The sequence below is a fragment of the Dolichospermum lemmermannii CS-548 genome (genome assembly GCF_028330815.1).
Taxonomy (GTDB): domain Bacteria; phylum Cyanobacteriota; class Cyanobacteriia; order Cyanobacteriales; family Nostocaceae; genus Dolichospermum; species Dolichospermum lemmermannii.
Genome location: NZ_JAQMTJ010000221.1, coordinates 30,992 through 50,777 on the forward strand (window position 1 = coordinate 30,992; position 19,786 = coordinate 50,777).

The window sequence follows — 19,786 nt, forward strand, 5'->3', positions numbered from 1 at the left end:
TCTGGAATCCTCTTGCCCTCCTACGCAGGAAAATTCAAGAATCAAACCGGATTCCTATATCAATACCTTAGCCATTTTATCCTTTGTTGGCTTAAACGACAGCGCAACCCATCTACGAATCAAGGCTTTTTTCAATGTAGACAAGGTATTGTTTGTACAATGCCTACCCTAGATATAATTTCAACAATCAAAAGGAACAAAAAAATGACTTTAACAACTCTTCGCTTTCCTATTGATTTGGATGTTTACAAGTCTTTGAAGTTAGACCCGACTAATTCAACTTTGACTAATGAACAAAGAGAAATTCTGAAAGCTAATATTCAACTTTGTCGAGATACTATTGTTTTTTTTACCGCTGTAGCAGCAGCCAAAGGTGTGGGCGGTCATACAGGAGGAGCTTATGATACAGTTCCCGAAGTGATGATTTTAGATGCTTTCTTTCGGGGAGTAGCAGATAAATTTGTGCCAATTTTCTTTGATGAAGCAGGACACCGCGTTGCTACACAATATTTAATGGCAACTTTACAGGGTGATCTTGATGCAGAAAATCTGCTGCATTATCGAGAAGCCTATTCATTACTACTTGCACATCCAGAACGAGGACGCACTCCTGGTGTAAAATTTAGTTCGGGAAGATTAGGACACCTCTGGGCTTATGTGAATGGAGTAGCGATCGCACATCCTCATCAAGTAGTATTCTGTTTAGGTTCAGATGGTTCACAGCAAGAAGGAAATAATGCCGAAGCCGCCCGTTTAGCTGTGGCTAAAAATCTCAATATCAAATTAATTATTGATGATAACAATTCCACCTGTAGCGGATATCCAACAGATTATCTCAAGGGTTATAACGTCGGTCAAACTTTAGCTGGACATGGATTAACTGTATTAACTGGAGCAGGGGAAGATTTAGATGATTTATATACTCGTCTCTGTCAAGCTGTCACTATTAATGGACCAGTAGCAGTAATTAATAAACGTCCTATGACTCCCGGTATTGTTGGAGTAGAAGGCACACCTTTAGGACATGATGCCCTATCACCAGAGTTAGCGATCGCCTATTTAGAAACTCGCGGACATACATCAGCCGTCAATTACCTCAAAAAAGTTATTCCCCTCACACATACCTACTCTTTTACGGGTTCTAGCAGCAAAACACGCCATATTTTTGATGCTACCGTTGTCTCTCTTCTCAGTCAAATGACACCCACAGAACGGCGAGAAAAGGTAATGTGTATTGACAGTGATTTAGGAGAATCCTGTGGTATCAATAAAATTAGTCAAGCCTATCCAGAGATTTTCTATCATGGCGGCATCATGGAAAGAGGAAACTTCTCTGCGGCGGCAGGATTTGGCATGGAAGCAGGAAAACAAGGCATTTTCAGCACTTATAGTGCCTTTTTGGAAATGTGTATTTCTGAAATTACAATGGCACGGCTTAATAAATCCAACGTTCTTTGTCAATTTTCCCATAGTGGGATAGATGAATTAGGAGATAACACCTGCCATTTTGGGTTAAATAATATGTTTGCCGATAACGGTTTAGAAGACGCTTATCAAACCCGTCTCTATTATCCCGCCGACGGACATCAAATGAAAGCTTGTGTGGAAACTGTATTTGATCAACCAGGGTTAAGATTTCTCTTTTCTAGCCGTTCCCCAGTACCCGATATTCTGGATACAAATAGTAAACCTTTATTTGCAGATGGTTATACATTTATTCCTGGAAAAGATGACGTAATACGAGAAGGAACAGCCGGCTATATCGTTAGCTTTGGAGAGGTACTTTACCGCGCCTTAGAAGTAGTAGAAAGCCTGAAAAAACAGGGAATTAATGTCGGTTTAATCAATAAATCCACATTGAATCTAGTAGATGAAGAAATCATGGCAAAAATTGGTTCAACACCCTTTATTTTAGTAGTTGAATCCTTAAATCGGCGTACAGGTTTAGGTATCCGTTTTGGTTCATGGTTACTAGAAAGAGGGTTTTCTCCCAAATATGCCTATATGGGAACTCATCAAGAAGGTTGTAGCGGAATTTGGGAACAACTCCCCCATCAAGGTATTGATACTATTGGCATCATGAACAAAGTTGAGGAAATGTTAAAATAAGAAAAAAATCCCCGAATTCTTCTGTGATCATCACCATAAATTATCAGATGATATCAGAAGTCGGGGATCTGAATCTAAAGGAGAATAATTACCAGTGATTAAAGTGGCTTTTCTTGATCGAGATGGAGTAATTAATATTGATCATCACTATGTTTTTAGATGTGAGCAGTTTGAATTTAATGATGGCATTTTTGCTACTTGTCGTCTACTACAAGATTTAGGTTATAAGCTAATTGTGATCACAAATCAATCAGGTATTGCTCGTGGTTACTATTCTGAACAAGATTTTTTAAGTCTTACTGTCTGGATGTATGAGCAATTTAATAACCAAGATATAACAATACTGGATGTGTTTTACTGCCCACATCATCCCCAATCAACTATATCTAATTACCGTCAAAACTGCCGATGTCGTAAACCGTTACCAGGAATGATTGAACAAGCTTGTCAGAAATATCCTATAGACTTGCAAAGCTCAATCCTAATTGGTGATAGAATATCGGATATGCAAGCTGCTAAAGCCGCAGGAATCGGTAAATTTTATTTACTCAGTCCAGAAATTTTTATTCCTAAAGAATTACAAGTTTCTGCTCGGTTGGATAATCTGGAAGCACTAAAGTTTTTTATTTAATGAATTTGAGAATATGTTTATTAAATATTCATTAAATCTTACTAAACTTTTACTAAAAAACCAGCAAATTATTTTGCTGTCCCATACAAAACAAAGAGATTTACAAGCAGATGAATAAAGTTTGGCGTTATGTTCAAGAATTGCTAATATTTAAACTCATATATCCCATTCTATTGAGATACATTGACGAAAATCTCATCACGATGACTGAGGAGATGGAGAAAGATAAAATGGAGAATAATATTCCTAAATTAGAAGTGGAATATGAACAATTACCTATTCTCAAATTGATTTATTCAATTTTATTTAACTATCTACACAGCAATTTAATTACTAGAGTAGATTTACTCCAGCAATGTCAAGCAGAGAATAATCTTTATCAGTTAAAATATGATGAAATTATTCAAATTGAACCAGCTATAAGTTATCAAGAAATTCCCGCAGCATTTAGAGAAAAAGAAGGTAGCTTTGAATTTACCAATCCTTTTGCTGTGGTTGTTAAAAACGTGGAGTTATTGGGAATTTATGGGATTGGTTTTACTGAGGATAAGAATATTATTTTAGAAACAGTTTTAGATAGAGTAGATGTTTTAGAACACACTGCTATTTCTACAATGAAGGCTGGTTTCAATTCTCAATATATTGCCCCCATAGATAAAATAGAATATTTTGATTTAGCTTGTTCATTTGTTAATTATTGGAGTCATTTATACGCTCATTGGATTTATGAGGCTTTAACTAGATTAGAAGTCCTTGAATATTATTCTCAAAAAACAGGTAAAAACCCAGTCTTAATAATTGATAGAGATATTCCTAGTTGGAAAATTCGCTCTTTAGAATTGATGGGTTATGGTCTAGAAAATTATATCCAATGGAATGGATATAGAGCTAAAGTTAATGAATTAGTTATTTGCTCTAAAAGACGTGAAGGAGGACGTATTTCTATCAAAGCTTGTCATTGGGTAAGAGAACGTATTCTTAGTAACGTAGATACTTATGCAAATCCAAATCTGGTTTTGAGTCCCAATATTTTTATTTCTCGTAAAAAAGCAAATGCTCGCCGCATTTTGAATGAAGAAGAAGTAAGCAATACTCTCGATAAAATGGATTTTGTATCTTATATTCTAGAAGATTTAGATTTTGCTGACCAAGTAAAATTGTTTGCTCAAGCTAAATTTATTATTGCTCCTCATGGTGGTGGAGTAACAAATATTATTTTCTCCCAAAATTTAACTTTAATTGAACTTTTTGGTCAGAAAATTAGCCATTTCTATTATACAGTTGCTAAAGGATTAGGATTCGATTATGCTTGTATGTTTTGTGAGGTAAAGAATGAAGATATCATTGTCAATTGTGAAGAATTAAGTAGAATGGTTGATAAAATGACAAAAAATAGAATTTGATAATGTAAATTAGATGATCATAAAGCTTGATGAAAATTTAAATTTTGACTAACAGATTATTAATTTTGTATGAACAGTAAATTAAATTCTCCTAAACATTGCTTAGTCACTGGTGCTGCTGGTTTTATTGGTAGCCACTTGTGTGATCTCCTCCTCAAATCAGGTCATAGTGTCGTTGGTTTAGATAATCTGGTGACAGGAAGAACGGCTAATTTAAAAGTGGCTCAAACCTATTCCACATTTACATTTATTGAGCAAGATGTTGCTGATATTTCCCCATCCATATTAACAGATATTGACTGGGTATTTCATTTAGCAGGATTAGCTGATTTAGTTCCCTCAATCCAAAATCCAGGAGCATATTATCATGCCAATTTACATAGTACATTCGTCCTTTTAGAAGCTTGTCGTACTGCTAAAATCCAAAAATTTATCTACACAGCTTCTTCCACTTGCTATGGTATTCCTAATCAATATCCCACATCAGAAACCTATCCTTGTCATCCTAAACATCCATACGGCTTAACAAAATATTTAGGTGAACAATTAGTCATGCACTGGGCGCAAGTTTATCAACTTCCAGCCCTTTCTTTACGATTGTTTAATGTGTATGGACCAAGATCCAGAACCACAGGAGCTTATGGTGCAGTATTTGGCGTATTTTTAGCTCAAAAACTAGCGAAAACCCCTTTTACTGTTGTAGGAGATGGAATGCAAACGAGAGATTTTACCTTCGTTAGTGATGTAGTAGCAGCCTTTATCAAAGCTGCTGAATCGGATATTACCGGGGAAATTATTAATATTGGTTCTGGTAAATCTGAAAGCGTTTTAACACTGGTGAAATTATTAGCAGGAGAAATTACTCACATTCCCAAACGCCCAGGAGAACCGGATTGTACTTGGGCTGATATTACTAAAGCTACGACTCTTTTAAAATGGCAACCTCAAGTACCTTTAAGTCAAGGTGTAAGTGAAATGTTAGCCAATATTGAACTTTGGCGAGATGCTCCAGTTTGGACACCAGAAACAATTCAGCAAGAGACAAAATCGTGGTTTGAGCATTTAGGAAAGGAATAAAAATGACCAACTCATCTATAAGACTTGACCAACAATCAATCAAGGTACAAACTACTGGTAAATCTCTATGTCAAATTACGCCCCAAGTCCAAGCAGTCATTACAGAATCAGGAATTACAGCAGGAATTTGTAACCTTTTTATCCGTCATACTTCCGCCAGTTTATTGATTCAAGAAGAGGATGCCAAACCCGACGTGGAAACCTTTTTTGCGAAGTTAGTTCCCGAAAATGGTCAATATCTTTTAGCCGGACAAGGTTTAGATGATATGCCGGCACATATTCGCTCTGCCCTTACCCATACCTCTGAACAAGTTCCGATTGCTCAAGGTCTTTTGCAGCTAGGACGTTTACAAGATATTTATATCTGGGAACATCGTCAGTCTGGTTACATCCGTGAAGTCGTTATCAATATATTGGGATATTAAAAATGTCACAACTATTAACCATTAATCAAATACCCTTCGTTAATCTTAAAAGTCAACACGCTGCCATAAAGTCTGAGTTACTAGCAGCAATGGGTGAAGTCCTTGATGATGGCAACTTTATTTTAGGCGAGCAAGTTGCAGAGTTTGAGCGTCAGTTTGCTCAATTGTGTGGCGTTCGTTATGCAGTTGGTGTTAATTCTGGGACAGATGCCTTAATTTTTGCACTCAAAGCACTTGGTATTCGTTCTGGTGATGAAGTTATTACTGTCCCTAATTCTTTCGTGGCTTCAGCTACCTGTATTCGCATACTTGGTGCTAAACCTGTATTCGTTGATGTGGGCGATGATTACAATATTGATCCAACTAAAATCGCCACAGCTATTACTCCCAAAACAAAGGCAATTATCCCTGTACATCTGACGGGAAGACCTTGTAACATGAAACCAATTTTAGATATTGCCCAGGAAAATGGAATAGCTGTAGTGGAGGATGCCGCCCAATCTGTACTGGCTGAGTATCAAGGTCAACGAGTAGGTTCTTTGGGAATAGTGGGTTGTTTCAGTTTACACCCCCTGAAAAACTTAAATGCTTGTGGAGATGGAGGAGTAATAGTAACGGATGATTCCGAACTGTATGACCAGTTAAAAATTATGCGGAATATTGGTTTACGAACTCGTGATGACTGTGTGATGTGGTCTCATAATTCTCGCTTAGATACTCTACAGGCAGCTATTCTGTTAGTTAAATTGCGTTACCTCCAGGAATGGACACAGCAACGTCAAGAAAATGCTCACTATTACCAAAGTCAACTTGCGGGTATTCCCCAAATCATAATGCCATGGGAACGAGAGTGGGAAAAATGCGTTTACCACACCTTTGTTATTCAAGCTGAACGGCGTGATCAATTGCGTCAATTTTTGAGCGATCGCGGTATCGGTACAGCAATTCATTATCCAGTGCCAATTCATCTATCTACAGCAGGTAAAGAATTAAGCTATCCAGCAGGGAGTTTTCCTATCGCAGAAATGCAAGCAAGCCGCATCCTGAGTTTACCTATTTATCCAGGACTAACCGTTCAGGAACTTGAGCAAGTTTGTGAAAACATTAAGTTATTCTATCAATAAATAAGCCTCAAATTTTCTTCACTTTTGACTTGCTGTTGTGCATTTTGAATGCACGACAGCTTACCCTCTAAGCTATACACATCATTTCTAAAATCCAAAATCTAAAATATGCTAAAGTCTAACATTAATTCACTAAATATTGGCTGTGCTGCTTGGGGCTGGAGAGAAGTGGAACTACCTGAATATTTCCACTGGATAGCTAACCAAGGCATTCGTTCAGTAGAAGTGAATGCTCATCCCCAAGCACCCAAACATCTTTTACATGATGGTGATGATCAAGCAGTATCTAAAATTGCTGATTGGGCTAAAGAAGCAGGAGTAGATATTATTTGTATAGCAGGAAGAAATAATTTTACACTCTCAGATGCAAATGAGTTAGAAACAGAAACTAAAAGAGTAGAGCGTTTTGTTGATAGTGCTGAAAAATTAGGGGCAAAATTTGTCAGATTATTGTCTGGTGATCACAGAAATGATTATATTCTCCCAGATGTTTTTCCTCTGTTGCATTATGCTTTTAATAAAATCGGTGACTACGCCGAAGAACGAGGAATTCAAATAACGATTGAAAATCATGGTGGACCAACTGCAACCGGACAAAGAGTGGCCAGAATGATGGAAGGTATTAAAAGTCCTGCTGTTGGTATTAACTATGATCCCGCTAATTTTTTGAATCAGGGAACTGATCCTTTGATGGCACTCCGCTATATTCTTCCTTGGGTAAATTATAGTCATTGGAAAGATGTGCAATGGGTTAATGGTAGTCCTCAATTCTGTGCTTTTGGAGAGGGAGAAATTGTCTGGGAACCGATTATTAAAGAACTATTAAATGCAGGTTATCAGGGATATTGGGTGGTTGAATATGAAGAAACATCAGATGTTGAGCAGGGAACGAAAGAGAGTTTAAATAACTTGTCTCAAGTATTACAAAAATTTGCCGTTGTCTAAGTTTATTTCATTATTTTCATCAGGGGTTAGCAATTAAATGTCATTTTCTTTAGATGGTCATGTGGCCTTAGTTACAGGAAGTTCTGCTGGTTTAGGGAAAGCGATCGCTCTCAAATTGGGACAAGCAGGTGCTAAGGTAGCAATCAATTACAGCAATAACGAATCACGGGCTAAACAGGCTTTAGCTGAACTTGAACAACAAGGTTGCCAAGCTATTTTGGTTCGTGGGGATGTTACCCAAGAAGAAGATGTAGCAGCAATTTATGAAGCGATCGCCTCTCAACTGGGTGCAGTAGATATTTTGGTGTTAAATGCCACAGGAAACCAACCCCAGATCCCCTTTGAGGAATACACCTGGCAAGATTTCCAAACCATGCTGGATTTTTTTATCAAAAGTCCCTACTTATTAACTCGTATTTGTTTACCCTCCATGAAACAAAAACAATGGGGACGAATTATTAATATTAGTAGTGACGTTTGTTTCCGCTCAGTTAATAACTTCAGTGCTTACGTTACTGCCAAAAATGGACAACTGGGATTTACACGCAGCATGGCCACCGAATTAGCGCCTTTTGGTATTACAGTTAATGCAGTTGCTCCCGGTTGGATACCCGTAGAACGCCATGAAAACGTTCCTCAAGAAAAAAAAGACGCTTACCAAGTCAGAATTCCCATGCAGCAATGGGGTACTCCACAGGATATTACTGAAGCAGTGCTTTATTTCGCCAGTCATGAGTCCAGATTTGTTACAGGGCAATATTTATGTATTAACGGTGGCTTTACTCTTATGTAAATATGATTAAGACTGATTGAGTTATAAACAATTCAGCTTTTTCAGGATTACACAAAAAATACCAAAAATATGGCGTTTCATAATTGCGGAATGTGGGATGTAATATATCAAACATTCTGACCCATGACTCTTGATTATTTAATAAGTGTTTTTAATACAGATAATATTCCTTTAGCATATTCATTTTCTGCTATTTGAAAATGTAATTTCCTAGCTTCGCTGGTTGCATTTCCAACTAAATAACCATGTCTAACAGTTTGCAGCATTTCAATATCATTACCACTTTCCCCAAAAGCTATGGAGTTTTGATAGCTTACATTTGTCTGCTGTAAAATAAAATTAACTATATGTTTTTTACCTGTCCCTGATGGGATAAAATCAACATCATAGCAATTGTTTGGATCTCCAGATAAAGGATTTGCTTGACTAATATTTACTTGAATACCAGCTTTTTTCACTAACTCTTTTATCTTCAAAATTGCCTGATTATCAATTAGATCATTTTGTTGATGGTAATAGTAATTTTTTAAAAAAGGACAATCTGCTATTTGAGGTTGTGGTGTCAAATGTATATTATCTAATTTTAAAAAACTAACTAAGTTATTAACTAAATTCTCAGAGAATCCAGTTTTCATGAGATTGTTTTCCCATATTTTATCTTTTTCAGCGTATTGGTTTTGATTGAAGTAGATTAGTTCAGTCCCTAAACTACTAGCAATAAAATGAGGTAATAATGTCAAACCACATTTATTTATTTTATCAAAAACTGAAGTTAAACTACTACCAGTAACCCAACCAAAAAAGATTTGTTTCTGATATGTTTCATTTAATAAATACTCCTCAAGTTCTTTGAGATCATTTTTATAATCCTCTCTATTTTGATGAGCAAGATAAGTTTCATCAAAATCTGTAAAAACAACGTATTTTGGTTCTGGGACAAAAGGTAACAGTTTTATATTATGTTTGCAATATTTCATATAATGCTTATATAGGACTCATATTTGATTTTTGAAAAACACCCGGTACACCTGAATCGCCTAGAATCCTTTTACCTCATGCCTTTTGCATCTTACCTACCTACGCAAATAATTTCAGGACTCAAATATTATTCCTATACATATTATTTTATTTTTTGTGAGATTCGGGCGAAAAGACTTTATATTTTACATCCTATTATAGCCCACATTCACTATAAACTTTCCTTTAGTCGTCTTGAGACGACTTTTGCTATTAAACATGGCTTCGCCACGCAAGCTATCAGAATTCATTCGGAGGCGGGTTAAATAAGAATGAAATAGTCCTGGGCAAACATGGGTTCTTGCGGCTAAACTCTTCTTTTCTTGATGCCCACATTTTGGACAAGTTTGAGATGGTTTTACCTGTTTCTGACCCATTTAGTTCTGTTGCTCAAAGTAAGAAACAGATTTACCAAACTTTTTAGATGAAGTAATGCAGTTGGATACAGCAGCGTTGTCCAAATCTTTGTGAAGTTGGCGGTGGTAGTGCAACATTTCACTGACTTGTTTATTTGGATATAGTCGGAAAGTTGCTCTCCGTAATGCCATCATCAATCACCCCCTTGGTTTATCTATAGTATACTGCTATTATCTAATTCCATCACTGATATTCTCAATACAGACAAATAGTTGCTGACTTTGTCGAGAAATACATTGATAATTTGGCATAAATAAAATATAGTTGTCAAAAACTCAACTGTCCAAATAATTTCTTTCAACGTGTTGAAAATTAATTATCCAGACGTTTCGTTTTTGACTTGCTTACATCCCCACGATATCAGTACATTGAGGGTGGGGATGTAAGCAAAACAGTTAAAACTAACATTGTCATTATCTCAAAGTCAGAAAAAAGCATAAGCCTATGGTTAAAGCGCAAATGGCGATATCTACGCTCGTCGCAGCCATCACCAAATTTATCTGGACAGATGATTTCTTATTTCCTGCGTCTATGTGGCTTGTGAGTCGCATATTTATTGGGACTGCTATGTTATTGATTGCCCCCAATTTACCAGCATTACAAGATGGGATTACGCCTCATTTTGGCTGGGAAATTTTTGATGCTTGGGATAGTGTCCATTATCGAGCAATTTCCACTGAAGGGTACGAATTTATTGATGATGGCAAGCAACATAATTTGGCATTTTTCCCCCTATTTCCTGTCAGCATTTTTATCTTCATGAAATTCGGGTTTCCTTTTGAATTAGCTGGATTAATTATCAATAATTTAGCATTTCTAGGAACACTTTATTTTTTATATTCTTGGGTGAAAAAACAATGTGGTATCAGCGCAGCCCATTGGACAATTTCTGTCATGGCTTACTGTCCTATGTCTCTATTTACAGGGGTAATTTATACAGAAGGATTGTATTTGTTATTGAGTACAATTGCTTTACGTGCCTTTGATAAAAAACAATATGTTTGGACAGCAATTTGTGGGGCAATGGCCACAGCAACACGTCCCACAGGTATGGCATTAATTCCCACATTTTTAATTACTGCTTGGAAACAAAATAAACCATTAACTGCCTATATTGCAGGTTTATTATCTGCCACAGGGTTGTTAATATTTAGTGTCTATTGTAAATTGAATTTTAATGATTTTTTAGCCTTTATTGCTGCACAAAAAGGATGGCGGCCTTCCTTAGGTTTTGATTGGGAAGGTTGGTTAAATATGTTTATGCAAATTCCCTTTGGCAACAATTGGTATTTTGGTTGGGTTGAGAATGATGAAGGCGGGATTAAAGACTTTTGGTATCCGCTATTTTTTGGTTTAATTGTAATTAGTTCTTCTTGTTTATTCTATTGGCGAAAATATTTTAATCCATTGATATTCTATGCTGGTTATGCGATAATCATATTATCATTAATAATTGCCGATCAGGGATTAATAAATAATTTACTGAATGTATCTATGATATTAGGTAGTACCTACCTTTTATGGTATTTCCGTCAGCAACTAACTCCAGTTATGGTAGTTTATGGTTTTTGTGGTATTGGTTTACTTTTAGCCTCTGGTGGCACAATTTCTTTAAGTCGTCTTGGTTATGGAATCGTTCCTCTGAGTGCAGCTATTGGTATCTGCTTATCTCGTTATCCGCGTCAAGCTTATTTAGTTATGGGTTTGTTTATCACCTTACTTGGTAAATTGGCAATAGGTTTTGCTCAAGAAATTTGGGTAGGATAGGAGGAAATATTTAAAGTGGAGAATATCAGGATGTAGAATTTTCGACTGCGGATTTTATATGAGGAAATTTAACTTTATTATATAAATCTTGTAAGGAAATCTCAAAAGATACCGTTTCCAAAGATATGTTTTCATCTTCTTCATCATACTCACGCAAATTCCATCTTTTTTTCCCAGTTTTGGAAAATTGTTCTCCATGAATTCGGTTTTGATCAATTAACAGATATTCTTGAAAAGTGGGAATTGTCCTGTAAGCTGCAAATTTATCTTCTCTGTCATAACTTTTGGTAGATTTAGATAATACTTCTATAATTACCTGGGGATTTGTAATTGTATCTGTGCGATTATTGAAAAATTCTGGCTCATCTGCAATAATAATCACATCTGGATAAATGTATATTAATCTTTGGGGTATCCATAGACGCATATCACTGTTGAAAACCTCATATTTGCCTTGTTGTTTAAAGGCAAAATTTAGTGCAGCAGAAAAATTACCTGTAATCCGGTTATGATTTATAGATGCACCAGCCATAGCAGTGATTTGTCCGTCAATGTATTCGCTTTTGTAGTCAGCAGTTGCTTCTAGTTCCAGATATTCTTCTGGGGTGTAATATTGCTTTGCTATTAATTGCATATTTTTGATCAGAAAGCGATGTTTGTTAGTTTAACATATCAGTAATAATTATTGATTAAGTTTTTATCTATTAAGTTTCTAATACTTTTCATCTGTTGCATGAGAGATTCAACCAAAGTATGGTAAATTTTACTAGGTTAGTAAGATAATACGTAAAAATTAAATTATCAAGTTATATGGAAAGAAAAATAATGACTATAGGTTTATTCAGAAATATAAATTTTTATTGGGAAAAACTCACTCAAAACAGCATTTTTTTTAGTAATATTTTCACTACTTTATTTTTTCTAATTGGCTTACCTGCTATTCTTAATCATGCTATGTGGCGTGATGAATTAAATGTTTGGCTTATTGTTAGAGATAGTCAATCATTATCTGAATTATTTCATAACATTCATTATGAAGGACATCCTTTTGTTTGGTATATTTGTTTAAGTATTTTAAAACAAATCACAAGTAACCCTGTGATTATGCAAATATTTCATCTATGTTTAGCTACAGCATCTGTTTATTTATTTACCCGATATTCACCATTTAATTATTCACAAAAGTTGTTATTTTGTTTGGGATATATTCCTTTTTATGAATATTTATTAATTAGTAGAAATTATGCAATTGGGTTATTATTATGTTTTTTATTCTGTACTATCTATCCTACCCGAAAACAGAGTTATCTTAAACTTGCAATAATTTTATTTTTAATGGCTAATTCAAACGCTTATTGTTTATTATTAGCTTTTGCATTCAGCATAACTCTCGCATTAGAGTACATTTTACAAACACCTTTAAATCAAAACCTTTTAGCTAAGAAATATGATATTATTTTAAGTAGTTTAATTGTTTTAGCTGGAATTACTATCTCCTTGATTCAACTGATTCCTCCTCAAGATAGTAACTTAGCTGGAGGTTTATCAGGAGTTACATTAAACTTTGATTTTAACCACTTGACTAAAACTTTAGCCAGAATCTGGAATAGTTATATTATGATTCTAGTTCCAGGTGAATCTCAACAATTAAGCCTATTTTTCTTTTCCATTATTTCATTAGCATTTTTCGGATTTTTTACAATATCATTTATCAAAAAACCGATTATTCTTTTTCTATACTGCTTTGGAACAATTGAAATTCTTGTTTTCACATACATTAAATTTATAGGCGCTCCACGTCATTATGGACATTTATACATTTTACTGATTGTATGCCTTTGGCTTTCTAGTTATTATTCTAAAACATCTTTATTTTTACAATTATTTCACCGCAGTTTGAAAACTCATATTATCCAAGCTATTAAATGGACAAAACCTTATTATTTACCTGTGATTATGTTCATTTTATATGTGCAAATGGCAGGAGGAATATTTGCTTTTAGTAGAGACATGATTATTCCTTTTTCATCTAGTAAGGAAACATCTGTATATATTAAAGAGCAATATAAAGATAATTTAAATGATATTTCTATTGTCGGTAGTAGAGATTATACAATGTCCCCCATTTCTGGTTATATTAATCGCAAGATTTATTATCCAGAAATACAAAAGATAAGTAGTTTTGTCTTATTTACTACTCAACGTCAAGAAGTTGATCATGGGGAAATTTTAAGCCAACTTAGCCAAATTATTAAAAAACAATCAAAACCTATCCTTTTGATTTTAAACAGCCCATTAAAAATTAATCATCCTGAATTAAAGATTTCTCCTATTAAGGAATTTAAAAAAGGCTTTAATTATGATGAGCAATATTATTTATATTCTGTTTCCAAATAATCATTATGAGAAAAAATTATAAGTTTCCCATTGCAATGTGGCTATCTAGCAGACTTCTAATATTAGTTGCTATGTTAATAATTGCCCCTTTAATTCCAGTCCCAGAAAATGGTATAGCTGTCACATTTAGTTGGGATGTTTTACACGCATGGGATAGTTATTGGTATGAGAAAATTGTGACTTCTGGTTATGATTTTTCTAGTGATGTCAAGCAAATTCATACAGTAGCATTTTTTCCTTTATTTCCATTATTAACTCGTGCGGTAATGACTATTGGTTTACCTTTTAAAGTTGCCAGCACTTTGGTGAACAACATAGCATTTTTATCAGCCTTAATTGTACTTTATTTTTGGGTAGAGGAACTTTATGGTCAAAAACCAGCCAGATGGGCAACAGCGACCTTAGCATGGTGTCCTTATTCCCTCTATGGAACCGTAATTTACACTGAAGGGCTATTTTTATTGTGTACCATAGCCGCATTAAGAGCTTTTGAAAAAAAACAATATATTTGGGCAGCTTTTTGGGGTGTATTATCTACTGCCACACGAGTACCAGGAGTGGCACTAATACCAGCTTTTCTGTTTGTTTCTTGGAAAGAGAATAGAGACATAAAAGCCTATATTGCCAGTTTAACTACTGGTTTAGGTATTATTCTTTATAGTCTTTATTGTCAACTTAAATTTGGTGATGCTTTAGCTTTCATTCATGCACAAAAAGCATGGCGTGGTGATGCAACAGGTTTTGCTTTGCAGGGTTGGTGGAAAATGCTAATGCAAATTACGGTAGGTTTTACTAATTGGGAGTTTGGCTATATTAAAGAGCCTTTACATCCATTGTTATTCTTAATAATTATTATTTGTGGCTGTTTGTTATGGCACTTTCGCCTGAAACTAGGTAATAGGAAATTCCGTTATGGATTATATTTTTTATGGCTATTGCTTTGGTTATTAACTGGTGATGAAATATTTAAAATAATACTGGTTTTTGGTGGGATTTATTTACTATGGTTATCACGGAATAAAATTCCCCTGGTTACGGTTGTTTATGGGTTTTCTTCCTTGGCATTAATTTTAAATACGGGGATTACAGCATCTGCGGAACGCTACGCTTATGGTATTATATCGCTGTCAATAGCATTTGGTTTATTACTTGAGCGTTATCCTCGTTGGGGATACCCAATTATGTACTTTTTTGCCATCTTGTTAGGACACTTCTCCGTGCGTTTTGCGCGGGATCTTTGGGTGGCTTAGAGTATCAACTAAAAACTTATTTTAATTAATGGTGAAACCAAAGTTTATTTATTTACAAAGCAGTAAAAAATATGGCTGCTTGGTAAAATTAATTCGTAGCAATCAAGTTAAAACCATTGGCTTCTCCTATGATTTTACTCTGCTTTAAATTCATTTTCTGCAAATTCTCATTATCCACCAACAAATAAGATTTATGAACAAACTTATCTTGTAAATCGGCAATAGATGCAGGAATAACCTTACAATCACTATAAAAATCTAAACTAGGACGACTATCAGGAAAAGAAGTATAAATCTGTGTTCCTGGTGGCACATTATCCTTAATTAATGTTGCCACTGGGACAACAGGAAATTTTTCATTTAACTCCCAAATCCATGATTGAGAACTCATCAATAGTGCTAAAACTAAATACATTCCCGTCAATAAAACAGAAATAAATTGCCGATTATGCTGATTAATTAACCATGATGTTATTACCATGGTTATTGCTAAAATAATACTCATAACAATTAACAATGGCTGCTTATCAAACATAATAAAATAAACACAACCCGCTAAACCAACAATAATTAAAAATCCGAAAAATCCCGTCAAAAACTTACTTCTAAACTTCCCACCCTGCCAAATATAACTTAAATTAGCCCCAATTGCTAAAGCTAAAAATGGATAAACTGGCATAATATACCAAGGTAATTTCGTCCCCATTAAAGAAACTATGGCAAAATAAACAATTGTGCCAATCAGAGTTAAACAACCCCAAGCAGTATCACGGTTTTTCCAACTTAAATATAAACCTCCTGGCAAAAACAATAACCAGGGAAAACCATATTTTATGACTTCAAGTAAATAATACCAAACCGGACCAGTATTCCCTTCCACAGCTTTTCCCAGTCTATCAAAAGCTTGAGATTGAAAATGCACTTCTAAGAAAATATTGCCATAATGTTGCCATTGGGCAAAATACCAAGCAATAGCAGGGAAATTCCCTAACAGCATTCCTATCCATAGAAATGGATTTTTTAATAATGCTAATTGTTTATTAGCAAGAATAAATAAACCTGCTATTCCTGCCAAAACTACCACCAACATTCCCTTTGTGAGAGTAATTAAACCCAAACAAAACCCGATACCAAGAGCATATTTTTTATCATGACGCGCTTTGAGAACACAAAATAATAATAATAAGAAAAAGGAAATAGTCATCCCATCTAACATTGCCAGTCTCCCATGACGGACCACAGGCAATAATGTTAAATAAACCAAAGCCGAAAATAAAGCTGGTAAATTTTCTCTAAAAGCTAAACGTCCAATTAAGTAAAGTAAAGGAACTCCTAAAGCTGTTAAAAATGCTCCCGGAAATCTAGTAGTAAATTCTTGCACTCCTCCTATGTGATAGCAAATAGCAATTAACCATTGCATTAAAGGTGGTTTTAATAAAAAAGGATCTCCTTGTATAGTAGGATAAAGCCAGTTACCCGTGCGGTAAATTTCTCTAGCGACTATAGCATAAGTGCCTTCATCCCAATCTCGTAAAGGTAAATTACCCAAACCTATCAACCATAAAATTAAAGATGCCAAAAGTAAGCCGAAAAAGTATTCTTTTTGTGAGAATGAACGCATTATTATTAAATGTTAAATAAACTTAATTATTAATTATGATGATGAATCAGCCTATCTACTCCCTAGTTATCCCCATTTATAACGAAGAAGAAAATATCACTGAGATGTATCGTAGGTTACATCATGTCATGGAACAGTTAGACGGTGATGTAGAATTAATTTTAATTGATGATGGTAGCCGCGATCGCTCTTTAAAGATGATGCGCGAATTACATCATCGTGATAATCGAGTCCATTACCTCAGTCTAGCCCGAAATTTTGGGCATCAAATCGCCGTTACCGCTGGTTTGAACTTTGTCCAAGGCAAATGTATCATTGTTATGGATGCCGATCTCCAAGATCCACCAGAACTAATTTTAACAATGATCGAAAAATGGCATCAAGAATACCAAGTAGTATATGCTCAAAGAATATCTCGTCAACAAGAAAGCCGACTAAAACGCTTGACAGCATATCTTTTTTATCGCATTCTTCGACGCTTGGCTAAAGTTGATATTCCTGTGGATACAGGAGATTTTTGCTTAATGGATAGACAAGTAGTAGATATATTGAATTCTATGCCTGAACGCAATCGCTACATTCGCGGTTTACGTGCTTGGGTAGGTTTTCGACAAACCTCTGTACTTTTTGAAAGAAACCCTCGCTTTGCAGGAGATGTAAAATATACTTTTGGTAAATCTTTATCTTTAGCAATTGATGGTATTATCTCTTTTTCCACAGTTCCTTTACGACTAGCAACCTACTTAGGGATTATCTCCGCTGCGATCGCTATGATTATGATAATATTAGTGCTTTATTGGCGAATCTTTGCCCCAGTATCTCACTTAATTGGTTACACATTAATTACAATTTCCATGTTTTTCTTAGGTTCAGTTCAATTAATTTGTATTGGGATTTTAGGTGAATACATTGGCCGAATATACGAAGAAGTAAAAGGTCGTCCTCTTTATACATTAAAAGAAACTGGAGGGTTTACAAAAACCTGAAATATAAAAATCTGGTTTGATTTTGAGGCAAAGGTATTGCACCAAAGCATAATATTCAATCAATAAAGTTAAGGTAATATTCAGTGTCAATACCAGAATTTATTTTACTGTTAATCTCCGTCCTCATCAGTGTAGCAGGACAATTTTCTTTAAAAATGGGAGCAATCAAATTAGGTAAAGTGCATGGAGGGAATATTATTAGTCTCATTCTCAACATGATCACCATCCCGGAACTTTTATTAGGATTAACCTGTTATGGTATTGGTGCAGTAGCCTATATCTTACTACTAACCAGAGTCAATCTGAGTGTTGCTGCACCAGCCGTATCAGTTGGTTATATATTTTCTGTATTCCTGGGTTACTTTATTTTAAAAGAACCTATTTCTTTAACCCGTGTTTTTGGATTAGGTTTGATTGTCACTGGGGTGATATTAGTAGTTTGGAAAAAATAAACTCAAGACAAAATAAACTAACATTGAAAAGTCATCAATCGGTGATAGAATATATCTGTTCAAGGCTAGAATAGTAGCTAACGTAACTACCAAATATCATTCACAAGTGAGAAACTATATTCAGTTAATTATCATCTAACTACTCATGGCATTGAGGAAAAAATAACTTTTTCTTTAATAGTAAATCATGAGTCCAAGCGACACAATATACGTGAATACCTAAATACATCCTCAATTTTTAGAAAAATGTGTTATAACCTACCGTCAGAGCCATCACTACCATCATTGGTTGCTCACCCCTTGAAGGAGTTACACTGTGGAAAATAATAAGTCATTTTTGGGAACGCAGGGAATATTAATTGGATTAATTGGACTAACTGGTACTTTAAGCATTGCTTTGATGATTCTATTCAAAGCGAAAATCTCTGATGCTCAAAACCAAAACGTCATTGTTAAAAATAAAGATATTGCTGCTAATGTCAAAACTCAGCAGCGGTTAGAGGAATTTAAAACAGAAATGCTCACCAGTTGGCAACAAGAAGCACAAGCCAAAGGGTTTGCTACTGATGTACCATCTAACTTCCAAGGGATTGTGATTAGCGAAGCTAAACTTCCTCCAGGAAAAAAAGTTATTGCCTTAACGTTTGATGATGGACCTTGGCCTAATAGTACGGCAAAAGTATTAGATATTCTCAAAAAAAATAAGATCAAAGGCACATTCTTTGTTGTTGGCCAAAATGTCAAAACTTATCCTGACTTAACAAAACGGGTAGTTGCAGAAGGTCATATTATCGCTAACCATACCTGGCATCATTGGTATCATCACATGAATGCCCAGGCAGCGGCTTACGAAGTTGCTAATACAGGAGACATCATTTATCAAACTACAGGGGTGAAAACCAGCCTGTTCCGGCCACCAGGAGGGATTATGAGTAATGGGGTGGCAGCTTACGCCAAAAGTAATAAATATGCCATTATTATGTGGTCTGCTGATTCCATGGACTATGCTCGTCCTGGTATACCAAGATTAATTAACAATATATTTAGGGAAGCTAAACCTGGTGGAATTGTGTTAATGCACGATGGTGGTGGTGATCGTTCTCATACTGTCACAGCCTTACCTGAAATCATTAGCAAGTTCCGTAAACAGGGTTATGAATTTGTCACTGTTCCCGAACTGTTAGAAATGCAAGATCAATATCCACAGTTAGTTGCCCAGAATAAAACAAAATCTCAAAAACCTCAAAAACCCAAGAAACCTTAAATAAATAATGTCTGAATCAGGATAACCACCGATTAAAGGATGAACAGGATAAATACAAACAAGAAAAATGTCTGATAGCGTAGCGTGGCGCAAGCCATATCAGGATAA

19 protein-coding genes are annotated in these 19,786 nt (G+C 35.2%); 14 read left to right on the forward strand and 5 right to left on the reverse strand.

Annotated elements, in window-relative coordinates; genetic code table 11:
- Positions 1 to 204: 204 nt before the first annotated feature.
- The 8 genes from PN450_RS14780 to PN450_RS14815 all read left to right on the forward strand — a co-directional run bounded on the left by PN450_RS14780 (position 205) and on the right by PN450_RS14815 (position 8,507).
- Entirely contained in the window at positions 205 to 2,109 is a 1,905-nt protein-coding gene (locus PN450_RS14780) for a transketolase C-terminal domain-containing protein (RefSeq protein ID WP_271836768.1), read from the forward strand.
- Between the two features lie 94 nt (positions 2,110 to 2,203).
- Entirely contained in the window at positions 2,204 to 2,740 is a 537-nt protein-coding gene (gene gmhB, locus PN450_RS14785) for a D-glycero-beta-D-manno-heptose 1,7-bisphosphate 7-phosphatase (protein ID WP_015078124.1), read from the forward strand.
- 110 nt (positions 2,741 to 2,850) lie between these two features.
- The gene (locus PN450_RS14790) at positions 2,851 to 4,143 is read left to right on the forward strand and encodes a glycosyltransferase family 61 protein (protein ID WP_271836769.1); all 1,293 of its coding nucleotides are present in this window, start codon (positions 2,851 to 2,853) and stop codon (positions 4,141 to 4,143) included.
- Positions 4,144 to 4,212: 69 nt separating this feature from the next.
- Positions 4,213 to 5,220, forward strand: coding sequence for an SDR family oxidoreductase (locus PN450_RS14795; RefSeq protein ID WP_015078122.1), 1,008 nt, complete (start codon positions 4,213 to 4,215; stop codon positions 5,218 to 5,220).
- Between the two features lie 2 nt (positions 5,221 to 5,222).
- Positions 5,223 to 5,645: a secondary thiamine-phosphate synthase enzyme YjbQ gene (locus tag PN450_RS14800; protein WP_015078121.1), complete on the forward strand. Its 423-nt coding sequence runs from the start codon at positions 5,223 to 5,225 to the stop codon at positions 5,643 to 5,645.
- 2 nt (positions 5,646 to 5,647) lie between these two features.
- Positions 5,648 to 6,769 (forward strand): DegT/DnrJ/EryC1/StrS family aminotransferase, encoded by a 1,122-nt coding sequence (locus tag PN450_RS14805; protein ID WP_148763543.1) that lies wholly within the window; start codon positions 5,648 to 5,650, stop codon positions 6,767 to 6,769.
- A 108-nt stretch (positions 6,770 to 6,877) separates the two neighbouring features.
- Positions 6,878 to 7,714 (forward strand): sugar phosphate isomerase/epimerase family protein, encoded by an 837-nt coding sequence (locus tag PN450_RS14810; RefSeq protein ID WP_271836770.1) that lies wholly within the window; start codon positions 6,878 to 6,880, stop codon positions 7,712 to 7,714.
- Positions 7,715 to 7,751: 37 nt separating this feature from the next.
- Complete coding sequence (locus tag PN450_RS14815) at positions 7,752 to 8,507, forward strand: SDR family NAD(P)-dependent oxidoreductase (protein WP_015078118.1); 756 nt, start codon at positions 7,752 to 7,754, stop codon at positions 8,505 to 8,507.
- A gap of 134 nt (positions 8,508 to 8,641) precedes the next feature.
- On the opposite strand, the gene PN450_RS14820 is transcribed toward PN450_RS14815, so the two are convergent.
- The 3 genes from PN450_RS14820 to PN450_RS14830 all read right to left on the reverse strand — a co-directional run bounded on the left by PN450_RS14820 (position 8,642) and on the right by PN450_RS14830 (position 10,075).
- Positions 8,642 to 9,484, reverse strand: a complete 843-nt coding sequence (locus PN450_RS14820) for an HAD-IIB family hydrolase (protein ID WP_148763545.1) — start codon at positions 9,482 to 9,484, stop codon at positions 8,642 to 8,644.
- Positions 9,485 to 9,670: 186 nt separating this feature from the next.
- Positions 9,671 to 9,901 (reverse strand): hypothetical protein, encoded by a 231-nt coding sequence (locus PN450_RS14825; RefSeq protein WP_271836771.1) that lies wholly within the window; start codon positions 9,899 to 9,901, stop codon positions 9,671 to 9,673.
- Positions 9,902 to 10,075 (reverse strand): hypothetical protein, encoded by a 174-nt coding sequence (locus PN450_RS14830; RefSeq protein WP_271836772.1) that lies wholly within the window; start codon positions 10,073 to 10,075, stop codon positions 9,902 to 9,904.
- Between the two features lie 310 nt (positions 10,076 to 10,385).
- Between PN450_RS14830 and PN450_RS14835 the strand changes: the two genes are divergently transcribed.
- Positions 10,386 to 11,708 (forward strand): hypothetical protein, encoded by a 1,323-nt coding sequence (locus tag PN450_RS14835; protein WP_271836773.1) that lies wholly within the window; start codon positions 10,386 to 10,388, stop codon positions 11,706 to 11,708.
- Positions 11,709 to 11,733: 25 nt separating this feature from the next.
- Here PN450_RS14835 and PN450_RS14840 read toward each other — a convergent pair whose 3' ends face one another.
- Positions 11,734 to 12,342, reverse strand: a complete 609-nt coding sequence (locus PN450_RS14840; RefSeq protein WP_271836774.1) for a Uma2 family endonuclease — start codon at positions 12,340 to 12,342, stop codon at positions 11,734 to 11,736.
- A gap of 176 nt (positions 12,343 to 12,518) precedes the next feature.
- Here PN450_RS14840 and PN450_RS14845 point away from each other — a divergent pair, with 176 nt between their 5' ends.
- Entirely contained in the window at positions 12,519 to 14,105 is a 1,587-nt protein-coding gene (locus PN450_RS14845; protein WP_271836775.1) for a hypothetical protein, read from the forward strand.
- A gap of 5 nt (positions 14,106 to 14,110) precedes the next feature.
- Positions 14,111 to 15,355 (forward strand): glycosyltransferase family 39 protein, encoded by a 1,245-nt coding sequence (locus PN450_RS14850; RefSeq protein WP_271836776.1) that lies wholly within the window; start codon positions 14,111 to 14,113, stop codon positions 15,353 to 15,355.
- 88 nt (positions 15,356 to 15,443) lie between these two features.
- Here the strand turns inward: PN450_RS14850 and PN450_RS14855 are convergent, their stop codons facing one another.
- Positions 15,444 to 16,976 (reverse strand): ArnT family glycosyltransferase, encoded by a 1,533-nt coding sequence (locus tag PN450_RS14855; RefSeq protein WP_271836777.1) that lies wholly within the window; start codon positions 16,974 to 16,976, stop codon positions 15,444 to 15,446.
- A 41-nt stretch (positions 16,977 to 17,017) separates the two neighbouring features.
- On the opposite strand from PN450_RS14855, the gene PN450_RS14860 reads away from it, so the two are divergent.
- From PN450_RS14860 to PN450_RS14870, 3 genes are all read left to right on the forward strand, one after another.
- Positions 17,018 to 17,962 (forward strand): glycosyltransferase family 2 protein, encoded by a 945-nt coding sequence (locus PN450_RS14860; protein WP_041457486.1) that lies wholly within the window; start codon positions 17,018 to 17,020, stop codon positions 17,960 to 17,962.
- Between the two features lie 83 nt (positions 17,963 to 18,045).
- Entirely contained in the window at positions 18,046 to 18,414 is a 369-nt protein-coding gene (locus PN450_RS14865) for an EamA family transporter (protein WP_015078111.1), read from the forward strand.
- A 316-nt stretch (positions 18,415 to 18,730) separates the two neighbouring features.
- On the forward strand, positions 18,731 to 19,678 hold the full coding sequence (locus tag PN450_RS14870; RefSeq protein WP_271836778.1) for a polysaccharide deacetylase family protein: 948 nt from the start codon (positions 18,731 to 18,733) through the stop codon (positions 19,676 to 19,678).
- Positions 19,679 to 19,786 lie beyond the last annotated feature (108 nt).

What these genes read in the sequence shown, in the direction of transcription:
- PN450_RS14780 (WP_271836768.1), top strand. Translation starts at nt 205, where the DNA reads ATGACTTTAACAACTCTTCGCTTTCCTATTGATTTGGATGTTTACAAG.
- PN450_RS14790 (WP_271836769.1), top strand. Translation starts at nt 2,851, where the DNA reads ATGAATAAAGTTTGGCGTTATGTTCAAGAATTGCTAATATTTAAACTC.
- PN450_RS14795 (WP_015078122.1), top strand. Translation starts at nt 4,213, where the DNA reads ATGAACAGTAAATTAAATTCTCCTAAACATTGCTTAGTCACTGGTGCT.
- PN450_RS14800 (WP_015078121.1), top strand. Translation starts at nt 5,223, where the DNA reads ATGACCAACTCATCTATAAGACTTGACCAACAATCAATCAAGGTACAA.
- PN450_RS14805 (WP_148763543.1), top strand. Translation starts at nt 5,648, where the DNA reads ATGTCACAACTATTAACCATTAATCAAATACCCTTCGTTAATCTTAAA.
- PN450_RS14810 (WP_271836770.1), top strand. Translation starts at nt 6,878, where the DNA reads ATGCTAAAGTCTAACATTAATTCACTAAATATTGGCTGTGCTGCTTGG.
- PN450_RS14815 (WP_015078118.1), top strand. Translation starts at nt 7,752, where the DNA reads ATGTCATTTTCTTTAGATGGTCATGTGGCCTTAGTTACAGGAAGTTCT.
- PN450_RS14820 (WP_148763545.1), bottom strand. Translation starts at nt 9,484, where the DNA reads ATGAAATATTGCAAACATAATATAAAACTGTTACCTTTTGTCCCAGAA.
- PN450_RS14825 (WP_271836771.1), bottom strand. Translation starts at nt 9,901, where the DNA reads ATGGGTCAGAAACAGGTAAAACCATCTCAAACTTGTCCAAAATGTGGG.
- PN450_RS14830 (WP_271836772.1), bottom strand. Translation starts at nt 10,075, where the DNA reads ATGATGGCATTACGGAGAGCAACTTTCCGACTATATCCAAATAAACAA.
- PN450_RS14835 (WP_271836773.1), top strand. Translation starts at nt 10,386, where the DNA reads ATGGTTAAAGCGCAAATGGCGATATCTACGCTCGTCGCAGCCATCACC.
- PN450_RS14840 (WP_271836774.1), bottom strand. Translation starts at nt 12,342, where the DNA reads ATGCAATTAATAGCAAAGCAATATTACACCCCAGAAGAATATCTGGAA.
- PN450_RS14845 (WP_271836775.1), top strand. Translation starts at nt 12,519, where the DNA reads ATGGAAAGAAAAATAATGACTATAGGTTTATTCAGAAATATAAATTTT.
- PN450_RS14850 (WP_271836776.1), top strand. Translation starts at nt 14,111, where the DNA reads ATGAGAAAAAATTATAAGTTTCCCATTGCAATGTGGCTATCTAGCAGA.
- PN450_RS14855 (WP_271836777.1), bottom strand. Translation starts at nt 16,976, where the DNA reads ATGCGTTCATTCTCACAAAAAGAATACTTTTTCGGCTTACTTTTGGCA.
- PN450_RS14860 (WP_041457486.1), top strand. Translation starts at nt 17,018, where the DNA reads ATGAATCAGCCTATCTACTCCCTAGTTATCCCCATTTATAACGAAGAA.